A 19,360-nucleotide genomic window follows, 5' to 3' on the forward strand; every position below is an offset into this window, starting at 1 on the left:
GAGGGACAATGGCAGTAACTACCACTCCCGCGGACGACGGTGCAATACGCGGATTCGAGGAGGGGCTTCACGGGGAACTGCTCCGTCCCGAGGATCCGAAGTACGACGACCGCCGAGCCGTCTGGAACGGCATGATCGACCGATCGCCGGCGCTCATCGTTCGCGCGATGGGCGTCTCGGACGCGATCGCGGCGGTGACCTTCGCCCGCGAGCAGGACCTCCTCCTCGCGGTGCGCGGCGGCGGACACAACATCGCCGGCAACGCCGTCTGCGACGACGGCCTGCTACTCGACCTCTCGGCGATGCGATCGGTCCGCGTCGATCCGGAGCGCCAGACCGCCCGGGTCGAGCCTGGGGCGACCCTCGCCGACGTCGATCACGAGACGCAGGCGTTCGGGCTGGCCACCCCGTTCGGGATCAACTCGACGACCGGCGTCGCGGGGCTCACCCTCGGCGGCGGATTCGGGTGGCTCACTCGGAAGTACGGGATGACCGTTGACAACCTGCGATCGGTCGACATCGTCACTGCTGACGGCGAACTCCGGCGCGCGAGCGAGGACGAGAACCCGGATCTCTTCTGGGGGATCCGCGGCGGCGGCGGCAACTTCGGCGTGGTCACCTCCTTCGAGTTCGACCTCCACGAGGTCGGTCCGGAGGTGCTCGCGGGACCGATCGTCTACCGCGGCGAGGACGCGCCGGCGGTGCTCCGACACGTCCGCGACTTCAACGAGGAGGCGCCCGACGAGGCGACCGTCTGGGCCGTCCTCCGCAAGGCGCCGCCGCTCCCGTTCCTGCCGGAGGATGTCCACGGCGTGGGCGTCGTCATCGTCGTCGCGTTCTACAGCGGCGATATGGACGAGGGCGAGGAGGTGCTGGCCCCGGTTCGAAAGTTCGGCGATCCCATCGCCGACGCCGTCGGCCCCCATTCGTACGCCGCGTTCCAGCAGTCGTTCGATCCGCTGCTCACCGAGGGCGCCCGGAACTACTGGAAGTCGCACTTCTTCCACGAGTTTTCCGACGGGGCCATCGACACCGTCGTCGAGTACGCGGAGACGCTTCCGTCCCCGCTCTCGGAGATCTTCTTCGGGCAGCTCGCCGGTGCGATGGCGCGGATTCCGGCGGACGCGACCGCCTTCCCCCACCGCGACGCCGAGTACGCGATGAACGTCCACACGCGCTGGGAGGACCCGGCCGACGACGACCGCTGTATCGCCTGGGCGAGAAAGTTCTACGACGCCATGGCGCCGCACGCGACCGGCGGCGTCTACGCGAACTTCGTCAGCGAACGCGAGGGCGACGAGCACATCGCCTACGGCGAGAACTACGATCGGCTGGTCGAGGTAAAGACGAAATACGATCCGGACAACCTGTTCCGGATGAACCAGAACGTCAAACCGGCCGCCTGACCGGTTTCGCCGCCGCTGCGCCGCCGGCACCGCGTCTCCGGTGCGCGCTGCACGCGCCGTCGTAGACGGGGGCGCTCGGCCGCACTGTGACGCCGACTACCCCAGGACTGGGCGATCTACTACTCTCAGGGCAGGGCGATCGGGAGCGACTTCACGGCCCGTTCGCGGTTCGACTTGCCACCCGCTGCGCGTCGGTGTCGTCGCCGCCACCCCGTTCCTCGGCGACGACGTACTGCACCTCGACGGTTAGCTCGCCGTCGGCGTGGGGGCTGATTTCCTGGTAGAGCCGATCGGCCAACCCGGGTTCCGGCCCCGGTTCCGGCCCGGAGACCGTAACGACGACCCGATCGACCGACTGGATCGGGTAGTCGCCGTCGAGTTCGATCGCGACCGCTTCGGATTCGAGTTCCTCGTACCGCGGCTCCGCGAGCACCGCGTCGACCTCGTCCTCGGCGGCCGACTCGAGTTCGGTCGTGTGGAAGTCGAGGAGGGTCACGCCGGCCAGCGGCGCGGCCAGGACGAGCAGCGCAATGCTGAAGATCGTCGCGTAGGCGTACGTCGGTCTCCGGGTCGGCGACACCTCGAACAACCCCTGCGGGCGGTAACCCGCGACCCACAGCGTGCCCAGCGCGGCGAGGTTGATCGACAGGAGGTTCACCACCACGAGGGCAGTGGCGCCGATCGCCGCGCCGAACATTCCCCAGGCGACCGTGATCCCGACCGCGGCCGAGGGCGGGATGAGCGCCGCGGCGATCATCACGCCGACGATCGCCTCCGAAAATCCCCGTGTGAGGCTCAGGATGCCCGCGATGCCGGCGCCGAGCGCCACCGCGATCGAGAACAGGTTCGGCGAGACCCGCTCTTCGAGTTCCGTCGCGACGACGATGTCGACTCCCGACGGTTCGAGGCCGGCCGCGCGGGCGAGGACGGCGAGACCGATCGAGGCGGCGACGACCATCGTGACGCCGATCGCCTGATACCTGAAGCCCGTCGATTTGAGATGCCGATCGCCGGTGACGATGCCGACGCTGGACGCGAGCGCGGGTCCGAGCAGCGGCGCGATGACCATCGCCCCGATCACGACCGCCGGGGAGTCGGCCAGCAGCCCGGCGGTGGCGACGACGGCGCTGATGAGCAGCATGACCGCGTAGATCCGAAACGGGGGCGTGAGTTCGTCGGCCTTCGTGCGGAGGACCTGCCGCGACGTACGCGCACCCTTCTGGCCGCCGTGGCTGTACTGCTCCTGAAGCGACGAGAACTCTTCCGAGATGACCGTCTCCGCGTCGATCACGACCACGCTGGACTCGCCGCCGATGCCGGCCCGTCGGAGCCGATCGAGCACCGGTTCGACGGCCCGCGTCGGGAGCGGAAACCGGACCACTGCCGTGAACCCCCTGCCGCTGGTCTCGTCGCTGACGACGTAGTCGATTCCCTCCTCCTCGAGCATGTCGAGCACGGGTCGTCGCTTCCCCTCCGGGACCGTGACCTCGAGATAGCGCATACGGGTGCTCACGGTCGACTCGTGGATAGTAGCGAGGGCAGCAGTGGACGGGGACGACAGCGACGAGAGAACGGCGAGGCGAGAGACAGCCCCGACGAACGGAGCGCGTCAGTGGTCGGACCCGACGATCCCGCAGGCGATCGCGTCGGGATCGACGAGTTCCTCGCCGTCGACGGCGGCCGGATCCAGCAGCACGATCGTATCGTCGGGCATCCCGTCTTCGACCTGCACCGGACGGCCGAGTACCGCCGAGAGCTCCTCGACGTCGTCGATGTCATACTCCCGTTCGATCAGTAGCTCCGCGTTCGCCCTGGAGATGAGAAACACCAGCGAGCCCGGTTCGACGGACTCGCTTTCGGCCGCCTCGAGCAACGCTTCGAGCGTTTCGGAACTCACCGCGTCGAACGACCGGATCGTCGCGCGCTCGGTGTCCGACCCCGGCGCGTCCGCCGACTGCGTCCGAATGCGCGAGGCCAGTTCCTCGAAGTCCGTCTCGGCGTCGATCGCATCTGTCGTGCTCATACGCGCCACTCCAGCAGCCGCGTCCTTCACGCTGTGGCCGGCCAGTTCCGGTCTTCGTGACCGATCGAGGTGATCCCGTTCGGAGGCGCACGTTCGCAGGGAACTGTCCGCTTCTCAGACCGGTTTAATTAGGCCGTGCCGGTAATTCGAATCGACGCGGCATTAGTCGTTTTTCTCCACAGCCGCCGCAATCCGTTCTAGCGCGCGCACTGCTCTCCAAAGAAGGAACAACAAAAGCGCAAACGGGACAAACGATATCCAGACGACGGGCTGATTAACGAGGTAGATACCGACCAATAGGACGAGAATGGCGATAGTGTACGTTGCAACGCGAGACATCGATCCTTGGTATCGAGTCGGCATCGGTGTCGGGTTTTGCGAAAGGGAGCATAAATCATTTGATAGGTTAGGTCGAGTTATCCGGGCGGAGATCGCAGTAAATCGTTCGGAATTACGTACGACGCTTACTGCTCGAAACGAGCAGGCCTGCGAGTAGCACGGCCGAACCGGCTCCCAACCCGCCCGCTTCTCGAGTCGGCCGACTAGACACTGCCATCCGAACCGGCAAGACCGGCACTGAGTTCCGGACCTAGTATTCCGGAAGCCGATCGGAGGCGTCCGACCCTTCGACGAACGGGAGTTCGGTTCGGGCGGCGGGCACTTCCTCCCCGCCGACACGAACGGTCAAGTCGTCGCTAGCGAGGCCGTAGTCGACGATCGCGAGCGCAATAACGTCCTCCAGGAGCGGGCTGACGCCGGCGCGGGTCACCTCGCCGACCGAGGAGTCCCCGTCGAAGACGGCCGCGCCGGAGTCGGGGACCCGCGGCTCCTCGCTTTCGTCATCCTCGCCATCCTCGGTCGCGATCGTCAACCCGACGAGTCGTCGGCTGGGCTGTCCGCGGTTCTCGACGCGGGAGACGACCTCCTGGCCGACGTAACAGCCCTTCTCGAAGTCCAGGGCGTTACGGAGACCGAGGACGTTCGGGATCGTCCCCTCCAGTTCGGTGTGAAACAGCGGGGAGCCGGCTTCGAGACAGAGCGTGTCCCAGGTGCGGTAGCCGAACGGGGCCGCGTTGAGGCCGTGGTTCAACAGGACGTCGTAGACGGCTTCAGCGGCGTCGGCCGTGCAGACGACCTCGTAGCTCTCCTCGCCGGTGAGCGCGTCGGTGCGGACGACCGTCACCCCCTCGTCGCCCATCGATCCGCGGACGAACGAGTAGCGCCGATCGGGCGACCCGGATCCGGTGAGAACGCTCGCGATCTTCTCCGTGGCCGTGGGACCGTGGACGCCGAAAATCGCGTAGTCGTCGGTGGCGACGCGGATCTCGACGTCCTGGATGAACACCTTCTCGGACCAGTCCTCGGCGAGCGGCTCGGCCTCGCCCGGCGGCGTGAACAGCAGGAGTCGCTCGCCGGCGTTGTAGACGTAGAGCTCGACCTCAACGGCACCCTGGGGGTCGAGCACGAGCGCGTAACAGCCCTGCCCGTCCTCGCCGGGGACCCGGTTCGAGACGACGTTGTCGACGTACTCGACGCGATCGTCGCCCTCGACGACGAGCACGCCGTAGGCCGCCTCGAGCAAGCCGACGCCGTTGCGAACGGCCCGATGGGTTCGCTCCGGTCGGCCGTAGTGCTCGACGATCGTTCGGCCGTCACGCTCGCCGAACGTGGCGCCGAGATCCGCGTGCACAGCCTCGATAACGCTCATGCCTCCACGGAGGGGCCGGGCCCCCACAGGCGTTTCGATTCAAAAAGGGATCCGCTTGCGCAGCCACTCGCCGATCGATTCGTCGGATTCCTCGTCGGCCGGCACGTCGGGAACGACCCGATCGGCGGGTTTGATCACCGTCTCGTTCGCGGAGGCGTCGACGACGATCAGGTCGTCGGCTTTCAGCGTCCCCAGGGCCTCCTCTAAGTCGTCGATGCCGACCTCGACGGCCGCACGAAGCTCGAAGACGGTCATTCCCTCCTCCGCTCGATCGACCAGCGCGTCGAGTACCGCGACCTCCGTCCGTGCCCGGTTTCGGTACTCCCGCTTTGCTTTCATCCAGCAGTACATTCGACGACCCGGGATTTGACGTTTGCCGTTCGAGCAGTGCCGACGAAGGTGAAGTGGCGACCGAAACCGATCGCATCCGATCGACCCCGCCAGTTCGTTTCATATCGAATATCAGTCATTTAAAGACGGACACGTATGCAGCACGTTTTTTATGCCCTGAATCGGTACGGTTTGACAATGGTCCTGCGATGTTCGCTGCTCGGACACGACTACGGAGACCCCGACGTCGATCGCGAGCGCGAAGAACGGGGCAGTGAGGTCGTCGTAACCGTCCAGGAGTACGAAGAGTGCGCTCGGTGCGGCCAGAGACACGTCATCAGCGAGAACACCGAAGTGACGAGTCTCACCACCGAGACGGCCGCCGATCCACGCCCCGACGAACCCGAAGCCGACGCCGACGACGCGGCGAGTACGCCGGACGCGGAGCCGACGGATTCCGCAGCCGACGACATCGACATTCCGACCGACGAGAACGGCGACCCGATCACCGACGACGCGGAGATCCTCGAGGACGAGGAGCCGACCCCCGACCGCGATCGCGAACACGGCGAGTGGCCCGACTCCGAAGACGTCGGTCCGCCGGTCGGCGCGGACACGGAGCCCGCAGCGTGGCCCGACGCCGACGACGAGCAGTCGGTCGACGACGAGACCGAACCCGCGGCGTGGCCCGACGCCGACGAGGAGCCGATCGACGACGCCGTTCTGCTCGAGACGGACGCCACTGCCGAGGCCGAGCGCGGCGACGGCGCGTCGATCGGCCTCGACGCCGAACCCCCGGAGACGGGAGCGATCGAAGCCGAGCCGTCCGCAGCCGACCCCGAGGGACTCGGTATCGAACGCGCCACGTCGGCGCCCGCCCCCGCCGAGGGACGCGACAGCCCCGACGACGACGTTCCGATGGAGCTCTACTGCCCCCGCTGCGACTACATCGCCGGTAACGTCCGGACGTCGCTTCGAACGGGTGACATCTGCCCCGAGTGTCGAAAGGGATACCTCGGGGAACGAGAGCGGTAGCGACGACATTCGAACAGTTCTCTTCGACCGACGCGGTCGGACGGGCACGATCGGTTGCGATCGTCCGCCGCGATCGGCGACGCTCCGATGATAGTCGATCACCGCCGATCGCGGCAGCCGATTCCGACTCGGACCTATCGAGACGCCACAACGTCGGCTATGAAAAGAGGTAAACCAGCCGCCGTGTATTCTCCAATCCATGAAGGAGTACAAGATGCGTCGCGGTGAGTATCTCGAGGAGCGAATCCCCGACATGGAAGCCACCATCAAGGACTACTTCGGACCCATCACGGACACCCAGGAGTACAAGGGGAGCGAGCTCTACGTGATCGGCGAACCCGACAATCCCGTCTTCGAGAAGATCGTCGTCGGGGCCGTCGCGTACTCCGGCAAGAAGGATAAACTCGGCGTCGAGTTCCACGAGCGCGACCCCACCGAACTCGGCCCGGACGAACTCGAGGCCGCCGGCGACGCCGTCAACGCGAAAAACGACTTCCTGCTCGAGGCGACCGGTCGGGACGCCAAGGCCCGGCGCGATTCGTTGAAGCGATCGGTCGAGGACGATCCCGATCACGACCTCTGACCACCGGCCATTTGCTCTGGAATCTGCTCTGCTGACGACAGCGACGCTGCCCCACAGCGCACCGTGTTTCGGCAACCGGTCAATCGAAAGCGCCCTCTTTCCCGTCGGATTAGTCGTCGGCCTGCTCGCAGCCTGCGGCTGCTCGCGGCGCAGTACGCCTTCTCTGCCCTTCCCCAGGTCGGAACGACCAGCAGCGGATCGGACGAAGTGGGAGCCGCAACGCACTTCGAAACGGCTATCGGCAGCACGTCGAATTTCCGGGTAAGATGGATCTCACCGCGTTCCTGATCGCGACGGCGATCGCACACGCCGGCTTTGCGATCTTCGTTGCCGCCCACGCCCGCCTCACGGACCGGGACGCCGGCAACTGGCCGTACGTCACGCTCGCGATCGGGCTCGCCGGGCTCGCCGGTTACTTCTTCTACGACGAGATCACCGGCGGCGGCCGGATCTGAGCCGGCGGGGATAGAATAGCCGCAGCGAGAACCGGGAGAATCGATCGCCGATCAGGCCAAAAAGACGTGCCGCGGCCGGTCGGCGAGGATATTACGCCCGAACTCGACGGTCTCGGAGAAGGCGTCGCTGCGGAAGAACGCCATCGCGTCCTCACGTGAGTCCCAGCGGCTGGCGATGAACATGTCGTTTTCGTCCTCGCGGTTTTCCAGCAGGTCGGTCTTGCGGTGTCCGTCCATGTCCGCGAGGAGGCCCGCGACGTCGCCGAAGGTGTCGACGAAGTCCTCGCGATGCTCCGGCTCGACGGCGTAGAACATGCCCATCGTCCCCCACGAATCGTCGTCATCGTCGCTCGCGGGGCCGTCGCCCCGCTCGCCATCGGCGCCTACCGGCGCCCCGTCTCCAGCCTGTCGGACGATGTCGGGCAGGTCGGCGAGGAACCCGGCCGCCGTGTTCGCGGCGCGCTCGGTTTCCCAGAGGCTGACGATCGCGGTCTCGGAGTCTTCGTTTCGCGGTTCGTAGACCGCCGTCTTCACGTGCGTGTCGTAGTGGTCGAAGTTCGTCCGCAAGCCGTCGACCTCCTCGAAGAGGTCGTCGGCGTCGGCGGCGGAGTAGAGCACGACGGCGTGGACGTCCTCGCCGTGGGGCTGGCCCGCGTAGACGCCGATCTCCTCGAGTTCGCTCCGGACGTCGTCGTCGCTCGCACCGCCGTGGTGGCCCGACTCGTCCGAGTCGCCGTGGGAGTGGCCGCCGTGCGGGTGGCCGCCGGAGTCGCCGTGGGAATGCCCACTGGAGTCGTCGTACGGGCGGCCGCTTGCGGCGCTTCCGTGGTGTCCGTGCGCACCGTTCGCGTCCGCCTGCGGGATCGACTCGCCCGCGAGGAACGCGCCGAGTTGCTCGGCCGGGAACCGCCGCGCGGAGCGGAACCGACCGAACTCCGCGAACCGCGAACTCGAGGGATCGAAGCGCATCTCGTAGAGCAGGTCCTTCACGTCGGCCGGATCGTCGGCGAACAGCGTCACGCCCCACTCGAAGTCGTCGAGGCCGATGCTGCCGGAGATGATCTGCGTGACGCGGCCCGCGTAGCCCTTGCCGATCTCGCCGTGGGACGAGAGGTGTTCCGCGCGCTCGTCGAAGGAGAGGTCGTACCAGTTGTGGTCCGGGCCGCGGCGCTTGCTCATCGGGTAGAAGCTGACGAACTCGGCGTCCGGAATCTCGGGTTTGAGCCGGGATTCGATGTACCGTTTCATCCCGGTATCCTCCACCTCCGCATCGTCGTCGAAGAACTCCTGGGACATGTAGCCCGAAACCTCCGTCACCGAGAGGTACGAGTCGGTCCGTTCCGTGAACGCCGCGAGCGCCGTGTGCTCGAACCGCCGCTCGATCGCGTCGAGGTCCGCGAGCGTCGGTCGCAGGTGGAGCACCAGCAGATCGGCCTCGTGCCCGAGCACGGAGAAGACGGCCGAGTCGCCCTCGTCGGCGTCCGCGACGGCTTCGGCCGCGGAGAGGTAGTCGACCCCCTCCTCGATCGCCCGCGTCCGTTCTCGATCGGGGGCCGCCCGCCAGGCGTCCCAGTCGATCGACCGGAAATCGTGCAAGACGTACCAGCCCTCTTCGGTCTGTGGCGGTTGCCGTCGGTCCATGATCGCGGGTTGGGCCGGCGGCGTCAAGAAGTGCCGGGTTTCGGGCCGGCGTCGCCGGTAGCCTGCGCTCCCGTCCCGTTCCCAGCGATCGACCCTGATCACCCCGATCGCGCCGATCGACGAACCGAGAACGCAACGGCCGACAGAAGTCATTTACGTTAGACGTGGTTAGATTCCGCGTACATGCGGAAAAGTGGGCCGCCGAAAGGAGTTATCGCCTATCTCGTCCTCGAGTTGCTCGAGGAGAAGCCGCGGTACGGCTACGAGATCTTAAAGGAGATTCGCGAGATCAGCGGCGGTCACTGGGAGCCGTCCTACGGCTCCGTGTATCCGATCCTCTACAAGTTCGAGGAGAAAGGGTGGGCCGAGCGGATCGACCGCGAGGACGAGCCCGATCGAAAGTACTTCGAACTCACCGACGCGGGCTACGAGGAACTCGAAGCGCGGCGCGAGACCGGCGCGGAGAAGGCGCGGGACTTCGCGGACGTCATCCTCGGGTTCTTCCACGTCTACGCGGCGTTCGCGACCGACGATCGGTTCCGGGTCCCCGAGAAGGAAGGCGAGTGGCGGTTCGACGAGGCGTTCAGTCGCTGGATGGTCGAACAGGTCGTTCGCCACCACGAACACTACTTCGACGCGGAATTCGAGCGGGTCGAGGACGCGCCCGAGGAGTTCTACGAGCGCCACGGCGTCGAACACGACGAGTAATGCCCGGGCGTATTTACGACGAATAGCGGCTGCGAGATCGATTCTATGGGAGGTCGCCCGTCAGGAACTTCCGGAGGAGCGCGCGGAGTTCGTCGCGAGCGCCCGGTCCCGGGAAGTGGGATTCGCCTTTCAGCCGGACGACGACTTCCAAGTTCCGGATCGCCCGCTTGGCCCGCGGGACGACGACGTCCGGCGGAAAGAAGAGATCCCGCTCGGCGACCGCGAGCAGCGTCGGGGCGTCGAATCCCGCCAACTCGTCCGGCGTCGCCGTCTTCGGGAACGATCGCTCCAGTTTCACCTCGTCGAAGACGGCCCCCACGACGTCGAGGATCGTCTCGTCGATCGCCTCGGCCGGTTCCGTGAACATCGGTTGTACCGCCCGCCGGAGGCGCGATCGGTCGGGCGCGAGCCGATAGGCCAGCATCGGCAGGACGATCTCGACGAGCAGCCGCCGGATCGAGCCGGTTCCGAGGCCCGCCGGCACAACCAGTCCCGCGCGCGAGATGCGATCGGGCGCGAACGCCGCCGTCCGCAGGACGATCCCACCGCCGTAGGACGGGCCGAGCATCGGGACGCGATCGAGGCCGAGGCCGTCGAGGATGTCGCACGCCCACGTCCCGTAGCTGTCGTCGCGGGGCGAGAGCCGCGTCTGGGCGCTGAATCCGGGGTGGCCGATCGTGTCCGGCGCGTAGAGCCGGAACTCGTCGGCGAGCGGGAGAAACCACGACAGACTGATCGGGTTGACGACGTTGCCGCCGTGAAACACCACGACCGGCGGCGCGTCCTCGGGGCCGGCGGCGAGGACGTGCGTCTCGCCGAATCGGGTCTCGACGAAGCGCCGATCGAAGTCGGCGTCGAGGTCCCCGAGCAGCGTCTCGTAGAGCGATTTGAGTCGTCGCTCGCCCCGTTTCGATCGGTAGATGCCGTCGTCGTCGCCAATCACGACGGACGATACGTCACCGCAGGTGAAAACTGTGCGTCCGGAACGGGGCCGGTCAAAACGCGTTCAGCCCGCGAGCAGCCCCGGCGCGAACACCATCGCGAGGAAGCTGACGAGCATCGTCAGCCCGATCGAGGTCGTCACGATGCGAACCATCCCGCGGGTCGAATCGATCGGGAGCCGAGAGAAGATCGCCTCCGTGCTGGTCCGGAGAATGTGGCCGCCGTCGAGCGGAAACGCCGGGATGCAGTTGAAGAAGCCGAGCTGGACGTTGATCCAGCCGGTCCAGAACAGCAGGTTCGCGATCGCGAAGACGGTCCAGTCCCCGAGCGCGCCGAGCGCGCCCTGTGCCACGTAGAAGTTCTCGATGCCCCCGGCGAATCCCGCGAAGTTGAAGGGGAGGCCGCCGGCGATGCCCATGATCGGCAACAGCAGCGCCAGTCCGATCTTCCCGAAGAAGCTGTCGGCGATCGCGCCGAACCGGCTCTCGCCCTCGCCGCCCAGCAGGGCGAGGTACTCCCCGGCGGGGTAGAGCTGGACGCCGATCGCGCTCACCGTGAGCCCCGACACGCCGGGGTTCGGGGAGATGCCGAGGAAGCCGATGTCGAACCGTTCGTGCTGGCCGAGCGTCACGGTGGCCTCGTTGCGCTCGCCGGCCGAATCGTAGTACGTGACGGAGATCTCGTCGCCCGCGCTGGTCGTATCGAGGACCGACTGGAGGTCCTCGTAGTTGTGGATCCGCTCGCCGCCGAGGCCCGTGATGACGATCGGGCCGTCGGTCGGGCCGATCGCGTTCCCGAGCGGCTCGTCCTCGAGGACCGTCACCGCGGAGCCGATCGGCACCTCGCGGTCGACGCGCTCGCCGTCCTGTTGGATCGTGAGCCGGGCCGTCTCGTCGTCGCCGACGGCCTCGTAGAAGCCGCGTTCGGTCGCGATCGGCTCGCCGTCGACGGCGAGGATCGAGTCGCCGGCGTCCAGCCCGAGCGGGCTGTTCTCCATCGCCGCGGTCACGACGAGCGAGAGTTCGACCGGGACCGTCCGCTCGCCGTTGAGTTCGACCGACACCCGATCGCTGTCGGCGGCTTCGAGCCGCGCTTCGAGGTCGTCGTTCGTCTCGACCGCCTCGCCGTCGATCGCCGTGATCCGATCGTCCGGCTGGATACCGGCGGCGGCGGCGGGCGAGTCGGGCGCGACGCCCCCGACCGCGGCGCCGGGTGCGACGGCGATCGATCCGGCCACGGGGCCGAACAGCAACGCGAAGGCGACGAGCGTGACCGCGAAGTTGTTCGTGACGCCGGCGGCGAACATTCGCGTCTGGCCGCCGCGGGAGGCGGTTCGACTGCTCTCCTGGTCGGGTTCGACGAACGCGCCGACCGGGAGAATCGCGAGCAGCGCGATCCCCATCGATTCGATGTCGATGTCCTCGACCCGGCAGAGCAGGCCGTGGCCGCCCTCGTGGACGACGAGGCCGACGAGCAGACCGAAGACGATTCCGGGCGTCGCCGACAGCGGCAGGAAGTCGTTGACGCCGGGAATGACGAGCACGTTCCGCGGCTGCTGGACGCTCGTCGCGACCTGGGGCGAGGTCAGCGAACTCACCGCCGCCGAGATGAGGAAGACGAACATCGCCACCATCACGACGAGCGCGATGCCGATGCCGAGGTTCGCCCACGCGCGCCAGAATCGCTTGGGTCTCGCGAGGCGATCGAGAAACGCTCGCCCGCGTTTCGTGTGGATCGTCAGAATCGGCCCCTGCGTGCCGACGTACTCCGGCAGGAGGCCCGACTGTCGGGCGACGACGATCGCGAGCCAGTAGATCGCGAGGCCGACGACGGTCCAGGCCAGGAGCTCCGATCCGAAGAGTTCGGGGGACGAGACGAGAGCGGGAGGGCCGTATTCCATCGGTACTATCTCCGGGGGGCGGTCTCAAATGGCTTTTGTCTATTCGCGATGAAAACGAACCGACGCTCGATCGAACCCGCGGCTACCGCTCCCGGCGGAGCCGATCGACGACGAAGTTGCGGTCGACATTCGCGAGGAAGGGGCCGAGTTTCGGCCCCTGCTCCTCGTCGAAGAACAAGCGGTAGCCGGCCCCGAAGAACGCGCCGATGTCGACGTCGTGGCGCTTTGCGGTCTCGTAGATCTCGCCCTGAATCTCCTCGGGGCCGTGCCCCTCGGCGACGAAGTCGGCGAGTTCGTCGAGGGCCGCCGCCGTGGCGTCGTCGAAGTCGTGGTCGGGGATCTCGCTGCGCTTGAGTTCGTAGTCGAACTCGTTTTCGGTCCGGCGCGCCCAGTTGCGCGCCTTCTCGACGCGGGCCAGGGCGCCCTCGACGGCCCACTCCGGGGCGTCGTCGGGAACGTGCCCCTCGCGGCGGGCGATCTCCTCGCGCAGCTCCGGGTCGTCGGTCATTCCCAGGACGGCGGCGAACGTGTAGGGGAGACGGATCCGCTCCGCTCCGGGCTCGTCGACGAGCAGCGGATAGACCCGATCGGCGAAGGCCGTCTCGTCCTCGCTGGCCGCAACCTCGTCGAAGTAGACGGCTTCGAGGCGATCGAACTCGTCGACCAGTTGGTCGAGGCGTCCGATGCTGAAGTCCCGCGCCTTCGAGGGGTCCTTCGCGAAGAAGTACCGCAGCACCTCGGGTTCGAGCAGGTCGAGGACGTCCGAGACGAGGATCACGTTCCCCTCCGAGGAGGAGAACGGCTCGCCGTCGAGGGTGAACCACTCGTAGACCATCGGGACCGGCGGCTCGTTCCCGAGGACGTTGCGCGAGACGTCCTCGCCGCTCGGCCACGAGCCCTCGGCGTGGTCCTTTCCGAAGGGTTCGAAGTCGACGCCCAGCACCTCCCACTGGGCGGGCCACTCGAAGCGCCAGGGCAACTTCCCCTCGCGCAGCGTAGCCGTCCCCTCGTGGCCGCAGCCCTCGATCGTCCGCTCGCCGGCGTCCATGTCGGTACACTCGTACTCGACGGTCGGCGGCTCCGCGTCCAGGTCCACGCCCGTCACCGTCTCGGTGATCTTGCCGCAGTCCTCGCAGATCGGGTTGAAGGGGACGTAGTCCTCGTCGACTTTGTCCTGGTACTCGGCGAGGACCTCCCGGGCGCGATCCCGATTTTCGAGGACGTGTCGAGTGACCTCGTCGAGTTCGCCCGACTCGTACAGTTCGGTGGTCGAGACGAGGTCGATCGGCACGTCCACGGCGTCCGCGCTGTCCTTGATGATATTCGAGAAGTGGGCGCCGTAGGAATCGCAGCAGCCGAAGGGGTCTGGAACGTCGGTGTACGGAACGCCGAGATTGCGACCGAGCGCGCCCGCATCGACGTCGCCGAGGTCGACGAGGTTCCCGTCCAGATCGCAGAGCGTGCGCGGGAGCTTTCGCAGCGGGTCGCGATCGTCGGCCGTGAAGACCTGCCGAACGTCGTAGCCGCGCTCGCGGAGCACCTCGGCGACGAAGTAACCGCGCATGATCTCGTTGACGTTCCCGAGGTGGGGCACGCCGGAGGGCGAGATGCCGCCCTTGACGACGATCGGGTCGTCGAGGTCGCTGCTCGCGGGTTCCCCGCTCGCGTCTTCCGCGGCCTCCCGCTGGTCGGCCACGCGTTCCAACACGCGATCGGCGACCTCGTCAGCCCAGAAGGCGTGGTGTTCCTCGCCGCCCTCCTCTCGTTCCCGCCGGAGCGTGTCGAGGCCCTCCGCGTCCCCGCTCGGTTCGTCCGGTTCGGGCTCGTCCGCGCTCATCGTTCGTTGTCGGCCCAGTAGGTCGGTTCCGCGCCGGCGCCGTCGGGAACGACGTCCGTCCCGTCGTGGTCGCCGTATCGGACGGCCTGTGCGATCCGGTCGGGATCGGTTCCGTCGAGGACGATCGTTCGCATGCCCGATCGTTCGATGATCTTCGCCGCGAGCAGATCGACGGGCGCCGACGCGCCGGCGGTCATGTCGAGCCCGGCGATGACGTCGACCAGTTCCGTCGCGGAGAGTTCGTCGTACTTCGTCGCGTCCGACGTCTCGTTGGGATCGGCGCTGTAGACGCCGGGAACGCTCGTGGCGTAGACGAGCAGGTCGGCGTCGACGTACTCCGCGAGCGCGGCGCCGACGGCGTCGGTGGTCTGGGCCGGGGCGACCCCGCCCATGACGCAGACGTCCCCCTGCCGGAGCGCCTCGCCGGCTTCCTCGTAGTCCCGTGCCGGTGCGGTCACCGATTCCTCCCCCAGCGCGGCGATGAGCAGGCGCGCGTTCAGCCGCGTGACGTCGATTCCCAGTTGATCGAGCTCGATCTCGTTAGCCCCCAGTTCGCGTGCGGCGCCGATGTACTCCCGAGCGACGCCGCCGCCTCCGACGACGGCACCGACGCGACAGCCGTCTGCGACGAGGTCTTCGACGACGGCAGCGTGTTCGGCGACCCGATCCGCGCCGGGTTCTGGGACGAGCACGCTCCCGCCGATAGAGACGACCACTTTCATGCTATCGCGATGTAACCGGGAGGCGATCATAAGGGTTGCCAACTGCAGAGCGCCCGAGAACCGATCGCTCGGCAGGGAGTGACACTCGGGTCGAAACGCCCCGTTCAGCCGCCGAGCGACAACACGAGCGCCTCGCCGTCGCGATCGAACGTCGTTCCGAACTCGGCGGAGCGCTCGCGCATCCGCTCGCGCGACCACGCGGCCGCCTCGGGAGCGGCCTCGTGGATCGCACAGTCGTCGATCTCCGTGGGGTGGAGTCGCAGCTCCGTCGGCGCGCCGTCGCTCGTCACCGACAGTTCGAACAGGAAACCGCGATCGTTGCGCAACCGATCGTCGACCGCGTAGTCGTCGACGAAGTCGCCCGCGTCGTAGACGATCGGCGCCCCGTCGTAGACCTCGATCCCCTGGAAGACGTGGGCGCTGTGGCCGTGAATTACGTCGACTCCCTCCTCGATCAGCCAGCGACCGAACTCGCGGAACGACTTTGGCGGCTCCGTCACCATGTTCGGTCCCCAGTGCAGCGACGCGACCAGCAGGTCCGGGTTCGTCTCGCGCGCCCGGGAGAGCGCGTCCCGAACGAGCCGTCGGGTGTCCGGGTCGTCGACGTCCACTTCGATCCGAGCGGTTCCCGGCGACTCCTCGTCGGCGGCGAACTCCGGCGTGTTGTCGGTAACCGAGACGACGGCGATGTCGAGGTCGCCGATCGACGTCGCGGCCGGATCGAGCGCTTCGTCGATCGTCTCACCCGCACCGGCGCGGGCGATCCCCGCCGCGTCGAGGTGGTCGAGCGTATCCCGGAGGGCTGCCTCCTCGTAGTCGAGCACGTGGTTGTTCGCGAGCGCGCAGACGTCGACGCCGGCCCGTTCGAGCGCGGGCACCGCCCAACCCGGGTCGGCGCGGAAGTGAAACGGTCGGTTCGTTCGCCGCCACTTTCGCCCGCGCGTCGAGAGCACGCACTCGAGGTTGATCACCAGCCCGTCGAGGGCGTGCAGCCGATCGAGGACGGTCCCCCACACCGCGTCGACGTCGCGGTGGCGCTGTCGATCGTCGACGCGTCGACCGAGCATCACGTCGCCGGTGAATCCGAGACGGTGCACCATACGATCGCGTACGCGACCGGGGGCCAAAGTTCTGAAACGCGGGCGGTCGCGAGTTCGAGACCGACGGGCGAATCGCGGCCGACGCGCGACGGGGAGAACGCGGAAATCGGCCACGCCGGGCGACAGCTACAAAGTCCGACCGGCCCTCTTTCCGCACATGTACGTACTCGGCTGTCTTGATCGGGGAGCGAGCGACGGGGCGTTCGAGCAGGTCCTCGATCGCGTCGTCGACCGACTCGCCCGAGAGGGACGCGTCGGCGTGGTCCGATACGACGCGACCATCGCGGACGGGACCCAGGAGTTCGTGACGACCGGCGGCGACGTCACGTACGAGCTCGGCGCCGACGGTGACTGGACCGCCACCGGGACGGGAATGACGGTCGGCGACGCGATCGACGCGCTCGCGCCGGACTGCGACTACGCGGTCGTCGCCGGCGTTCCCGAGCTTCGATACCCCGTCGTCGCCGTCGGATCCGACGACCAGAACGGTCTCGAGGAGCGCGACGACGTGCTCGCGACCGTCGATCGAGCGACGGACCTCGACCCGGACGACGTCGCGGCCGCGCTGGAAGCGACCGAGCCGTACCAGACCCTCGAATCGCTCGTCGAACGGGTCAAACGCTCCCCCAGGGCGGAGCTGTCCGGTGCCATCGCCACCTTCACCGGCCGCGTTCGCGCGAAAGACGATCCGGACGACGCGCGCACGGAGCACCTCGAGTTCGAGAAGTACGAGGGCGTCGCCGACCGGCGAATGGCGGCGATCGAGTCGGAACTCGAATCCAGGGAAGGCGTCCTCGACGTCGAACTGCACCACCGAACGGGCGTGGTCGCGGACGGCGAGGACATCGTTTTCGTCGTCGTGCTCGCCGGCCACCGCGAGGAGGCGTTTCGAACGGTCGAAGACGGGATCAACAGATTGAAAGACGAGGTTCCCCTGTTCAAAAAGGAGGTCACGATCGACGGCGAGTTCTGGGTTCACGAGCGACACTGACGGTTGAATTTACTCCCCTACGGATCGGAAGGAGTTAATTTGCAGCTCCGAACGGTTCAGACGTATCGCGAACTGAGGGTGTGACAATAATGAGTTAGCTGCGGTTTTAAAACGTCTAGGACGATTTAAGCTATTGTTGGGACCGTTCGTGAACGCGAGTAAAAGGTCGATTACCGCCCGGATTCCTGAACACATTCGAAACGCCGCTAACCATCCTTCCTTTATAACATATCTCCCCGACAAGACGCTGCTGTCGATGAGCACGACAGCCCAACCCTCCACGGAAAGCAAAGAACGCCGCCTGAAGCAGTATCTGCGCGAACGTGCAGCGAACGGAGAGCTGTACTTCAAAGGGAAGTTCATCGCGGACGACGTCGGTATGTCCCCGAAGGAGATCGGCGCGCTGATGGTCAAACTCTCGGAGTCGGCGACCGACCTCGAGATCGAGAAGTGGTCGTACACGAGTGCGACGACGTGGCGCGTCGAACCCGCCTGATCGCCGATCACGCCAGCCGAACCGACACGCTTGCCATACACCTGCGGTCGTCCCTGATCCGCCCGCGATCACCCCGGTCCGCACCCGCCGATCGATCCCGATCCGGCGGCCCCGTGCCGGCGCGTCACCGACGCCGTCCGGCACCCGACGCTGATCGCTCCCGCGATCGCGCAATCGACGATGCCGCCGCGTCCGCCGTCCCCGCCGACGCGCGTCTCGTCAGTCGCTCGCGGATTTTCGCTGCGGTCGCGGCTCCGAGATGGGGCGCCTGCCGCCGACAGTCGATTTATACGACGGGAGGCGTAAACACGAGTGATGGAGGACGTCGATTCGTCCCGGTTTGACCCGTCCCGACTAGGTGACGGGTCGGCCCTCGATGCGGGCCCGCCGATCGATCGCATCGAGTCGGTGTTCGCGGTCTACGAGACGCAAGCCGAAGGCGACCGGTTGGTGTACTACGGCGATCCGCTGATCCCGCCGGAGCGGACGATGCGCGAGCTGTGGCCGCTCTTTCGCGACGCGGGATACGAACCGCAGCTAACGATGCGCCACGGCGAGTACGTCCTCGTCGCCGAACCCACGTCGATCGGCATCGACGGGATTCCGTGGACGAACCTGCTGTTGTTCCTGGCGACGATCGTCTCGACGCTGTTCGCCGGCGCGCAGTGGTACTACTACGACCCGATCTCGAACCCGGCGGTGCTGTGGCGTGCGTGGCCCTTCACCGCCGCCGTGCTGGGCGTCTGGAGCGTCCACGAGATGGGCCACTACGTGATGAGTCGGTACCACCGGGTCGACGCCTCGCTCCCGTACTTCATCCCCATCCCGTCGCTCATCGGGACCATGGGCGCGGTGATCAAGATGAAAGGACGGATGCCCGATCGGAAGGCGCTGTTCGATATCGGCGTCGCCGGCCCGCTCGCCGGCCTGGTGGCCACGATCGTCGTCACGATCGTCGGACTCCACCTTCCGCCGGTCACCGCGCCGCCGGACGTCGTGCAGGATCCCAACGCGATCGAGCTCCGGCTCGGGTACCCGCTGTTGCTGGAGTGGCTCGCGGCCCTGTTCGACCAGCCGCTGTACCGCGACGACCCGGCGACGGCGGTGAGTCCCGTCGTCATCGGCGGCTGGGTCGGGATGTTCGTCACCTTCCTCAACCTGATCCCGGTCGGCCAGCTCGACGGCGGCCACATCCTGCGGGCGATGGCCGGCGAGTACCAGGAGACGATCGCGGCGCTCGTCCCCGGCGCGCTCTTCGGGCTCGCCGCGTACCTCTACTACGTCAGCAACTACGGGCAGAACGCCGTCTTCATCTGGGTGTTCTGGGGGTTCCTGACCGCCGTGATCGCGGCGGTCGGCCCCGCCCGCCCGGTGGACGATCGGGGACTGGACCGCGGTCGATTCCTGCTCGGCGCCCTCACGTTCGCCCTCGGCGTGCTCTGCTTCATGCCGGTGCCGATCGAGATCGTCGGCTGACGGCAGC

General features: G+C 67.1%; 19 protein-coding genes. 8 read left to right on the forward strand and 11 right to left on the reverse strand.

Annotation, left to right across the window (positions count from 1 at the left end):
• Positions 1-8 precede the first annotated feature (8 nt).
• Positions 9-1,406, forward strand: coding sequence for an FAD-binding oxidoreductase (locus MUH00_RS05560; RefSeq protein WP_247002858.1), 1,398 nt, complete (start codon positions 9-11; stop codon positions 1,404-1,406).
• Positions 1,407-1,557: 151 nt separating this feature from the next.
• Here the strand turns inward: MUH00_RS05560 and MUH00_RS05565 are convergent, their stop codons facing one another.
• From MUH00_RS05565 to MUH00_RS05580, 5 genes are all read right to left on the reverse strand, one after another.
• Complete coding sequence (locus tag MUH00_RS05565) at positions 1,558-2,907, reverse strand: TIGR00341 family protein (protein ID WP_247002860.1); 1,350 nt, start codon at positions 2,905-2,907, stop codon at positions 1,558-1,560.
• A 108-nt stretch (positions 2,908-3,015) separates the two neighbouring features.
• A complete protein-coding gene (locus tag MUH00_RS05570; protein ID WP_247002862.1) occupies positions 3,016-3,429 on the reverse strand; it encodes a hypothetical protein in 414 nt (137 codons plus the stop codon).
• A gap of 162 nt (positions 3,430-3,591) precedes the next feature.
• Positions 3,592-3,792 (reverse strand): DUF8066 domain-containing protein, encoded by a 201-nt coding sequence (locus tag MUH00_RS23320; RefSeq protein WP_486606280.1) that lies wholly within the window; start codon positions 3,790-3,792, stop codon positions 3,592-3,594.
• A gap of 226 nt (positions 3,793-4,018) precedes the next feature.
• Positions 4,019-5,137, reverse strand: a complete 1,119-nt coding sequence (ygfZ, locus tag MUH00_RS05575; RefSeq protein WP_247002864.1) for a CAF17-like 4Fe-4S cluster assembly/insertion protein YgfZ — start codon at positions 5,135-5,137, stop codon at positions 4,019-4,021.
• 39 nt (positions 5,138-5,176) lie between these two features.
• Positions 5,177-5,476, reverse strand: a complete 300-nt coding sequence (locus MUH00_RS05580) for a DUF6432 family protein (RefSeq protein WP_247002865.1) — start codon at positions 5,474-5,476, stop codon at positions 5,177-5,179.
• Positions 5,477-5,665: 189 nt separating this feature from the next.
• On the opposite strand from MUH00_RS05580, the gene MUH00_RS05585 reads away from it, so the two are divergent.
• From MUH00_RS05585 to MUH00_RS05595, 3 genes are all read left to right on the forward strand, one after another.
• A complete protein-coding gene (locus tag MUH00_RS05585) occupies positions 5,666-6,502 on the forward strand; it encodes a DUF7093 family protein (RefSeq protein ID WP_247002868.1) in 837 nt (278 codons plus the stop codon).
• A gap of 199 nt (positions 6,503-6,701) precedes the next feature.
• Entirely contained in the window at positions 6,702-7,085 is a 384-nt protein-coding gene (locus MUH00_RS05590) for a DUF5611 family protein (protein ID WP_247002870.1), read from the forward strand.
• 266 nt (positions 7,086-7,351) lie between these two features.
• Positions 7,352-7,540 carry a hypothetical protein gene (locus MUH00_RS05595; RefSeq protein ID WP_247002872.1) on the forward strand — a complete coding sequence of 63 codons (189 nt, stop codon included), beginning with the start codon at positions 7,352-7,354 and terminating at the stop codon, positions 7,538-7,540.
• 51 nt (positions 7,541-7,591) lie between these two features.
• Here MUH00_RS05595 and MUH00_RS05600 read toward each other — a convergent pair whose 3' ends face one another.
• A complete protein-coding gene (locus tag MUH00_RS05600; RefSeq protein ID WP_247004085.1) occupies positions 7,592-9,181 on the reverse strand; it encodes a heme-binding protein in 1,590 nt (529 codons plus the stop codon).
• Positions 9,182-9,364: 183 nt separating this feature from the next.
• Between MUH00_RS05600 and MUH00_RS05605 the strand changes: the two genes are divergently transcribed.
• Complete coding sequence (locus MUH00_RS05605; RefSeq protein ID WP_247002874.1) at positions 9,365-9,889, forward strand: PadR family transcriptional regulator; 525 nt, start codon at positions 9,365-9,367, stop codon at positions 9,887-9,889.
• Between the two features lie 43 nt (positions 9,890-9,932).
• Here the strand turns inward: MUH00_RS05605 and MUH00_RS05610 are convergent, their stop codons facing one another.
• From MUH00_RS05610 to MUH00_RS05630, 5 genes are all read right to left on the reverse strand, one after another.
• Positions 9,933-10,832 (reverse strand): alpha/beta fold hydrolase, encoded by a 900-nt coding sequence (locus MUH00_RS05610; protein WP_247002875.1) that lies wholly within the window; start codon positions 10,830-10,832, stop codon positions 9,933-9,935.
• 63 nt (positions 10,833-10,895) lie between these two features.
• On the reverse strand, positions 10,896-12,731 hold the full coding sequence (locus tag MUH00_RS05615; RefSeq protein ID WP_247002877.1) for a site-2 protease family protein: 1,836 nt from the start codon (positions 12,729-12,731) through the stop codon (positions 10,896-10,898).
• Positions 12,732-12,813: 82 nt separating this feature from the next.
• The gene (gene lysS, locus MUH00_RS05620; RefSeq protein ID WP_247002879.1) at positions 12,814-14,568 is read right to left on the reverse strand and encodes a lysine--tRNA ligase; all 1,755 of its coding nucleotides are present in this window, start codon (positions 14,566-14,568) and stop codon (positions 12,814-12,816) included.
• Positions 14,565-15,290, reverse strand: coding sequence for a UMP kinase (pyrH, locus tag MUH00_RS05625; protein ID WP_247002880.1), 726 nt, complete (start codon positions 15,288-15,290; stop codon positions 14,565-14,567). Before pyrH ends, lysS begins: the two co-directional genes overlap by 4 nt.
• A gap of 104 nt (positions 15,291-15,394) precedes the next feature.
• Positions 15,395-16,390: a CapA family protein gene (locus MUH00_RS05630; protein WP_247002883.1), complete on the reverse strand. Its 996-nt coding sequence runs from the start codon at positions 16,388-16,390 to the stop codon at positions 15,395-15,397.
• Between the two features lie 157 nt (positions 16,391-16,547).
• On the opposite strand from MUH00_RS05630, the gene MUH00_RS05635 reads away from it, so the two are divergent.
• From MUH00_RS05635 to MUH00_RS05645, 3 genes are all read left to right on the forward strand, one after another.
• Positions 16,548-17,381 (forward strand): molybdopterin synthase, encoded by an 834-nt coding sequence (locus tag MUH00_RS05635; RefSeq protein ID WP_247002885.1) that lies wholly within the window; start codon positions 16,548-16,550, stop codon positions 17,379-17,381.
• A gap of 256 nt (positions 17,382-17,637) precedes the next feature.
• The gene (locus MUH00_RS05640) at positions 17,638-17,877 is read left to right on the forward strand and encodes a DUF7123 family protein (RefSeq protein WP_247002887.1); all 240 of its coding nucleotides are present in this window, start codon (positions 17,638-17,640) and stop codon (positions 17,875-17,877) included.
• Between the two features lie 315 nt (positions 17,878-18,192).
• A complete protein-coding gene (locus MUH00_RS05645; protein ID WP_247002889.1) occupies positions 18,193-19,353 on the forward strand; it encodes a site-2 protease family protein in 1,161 nt (386 codons plus the stop codon).
• Positions 19,354-19,360 lie beyond the last annotated feature (7 nt).

The sequence above is a fragment of the Halosolutus gelatinilyticus genome (assembly GCF_023028105.1).
In the GTDB taxonomy this organism is placed as follows: Archaea; Halobacteriota; Halobacteria; order Halobacteriales; family Natrialbaceae; genus Halosolutus; species Halosolutus gelatinilyticus.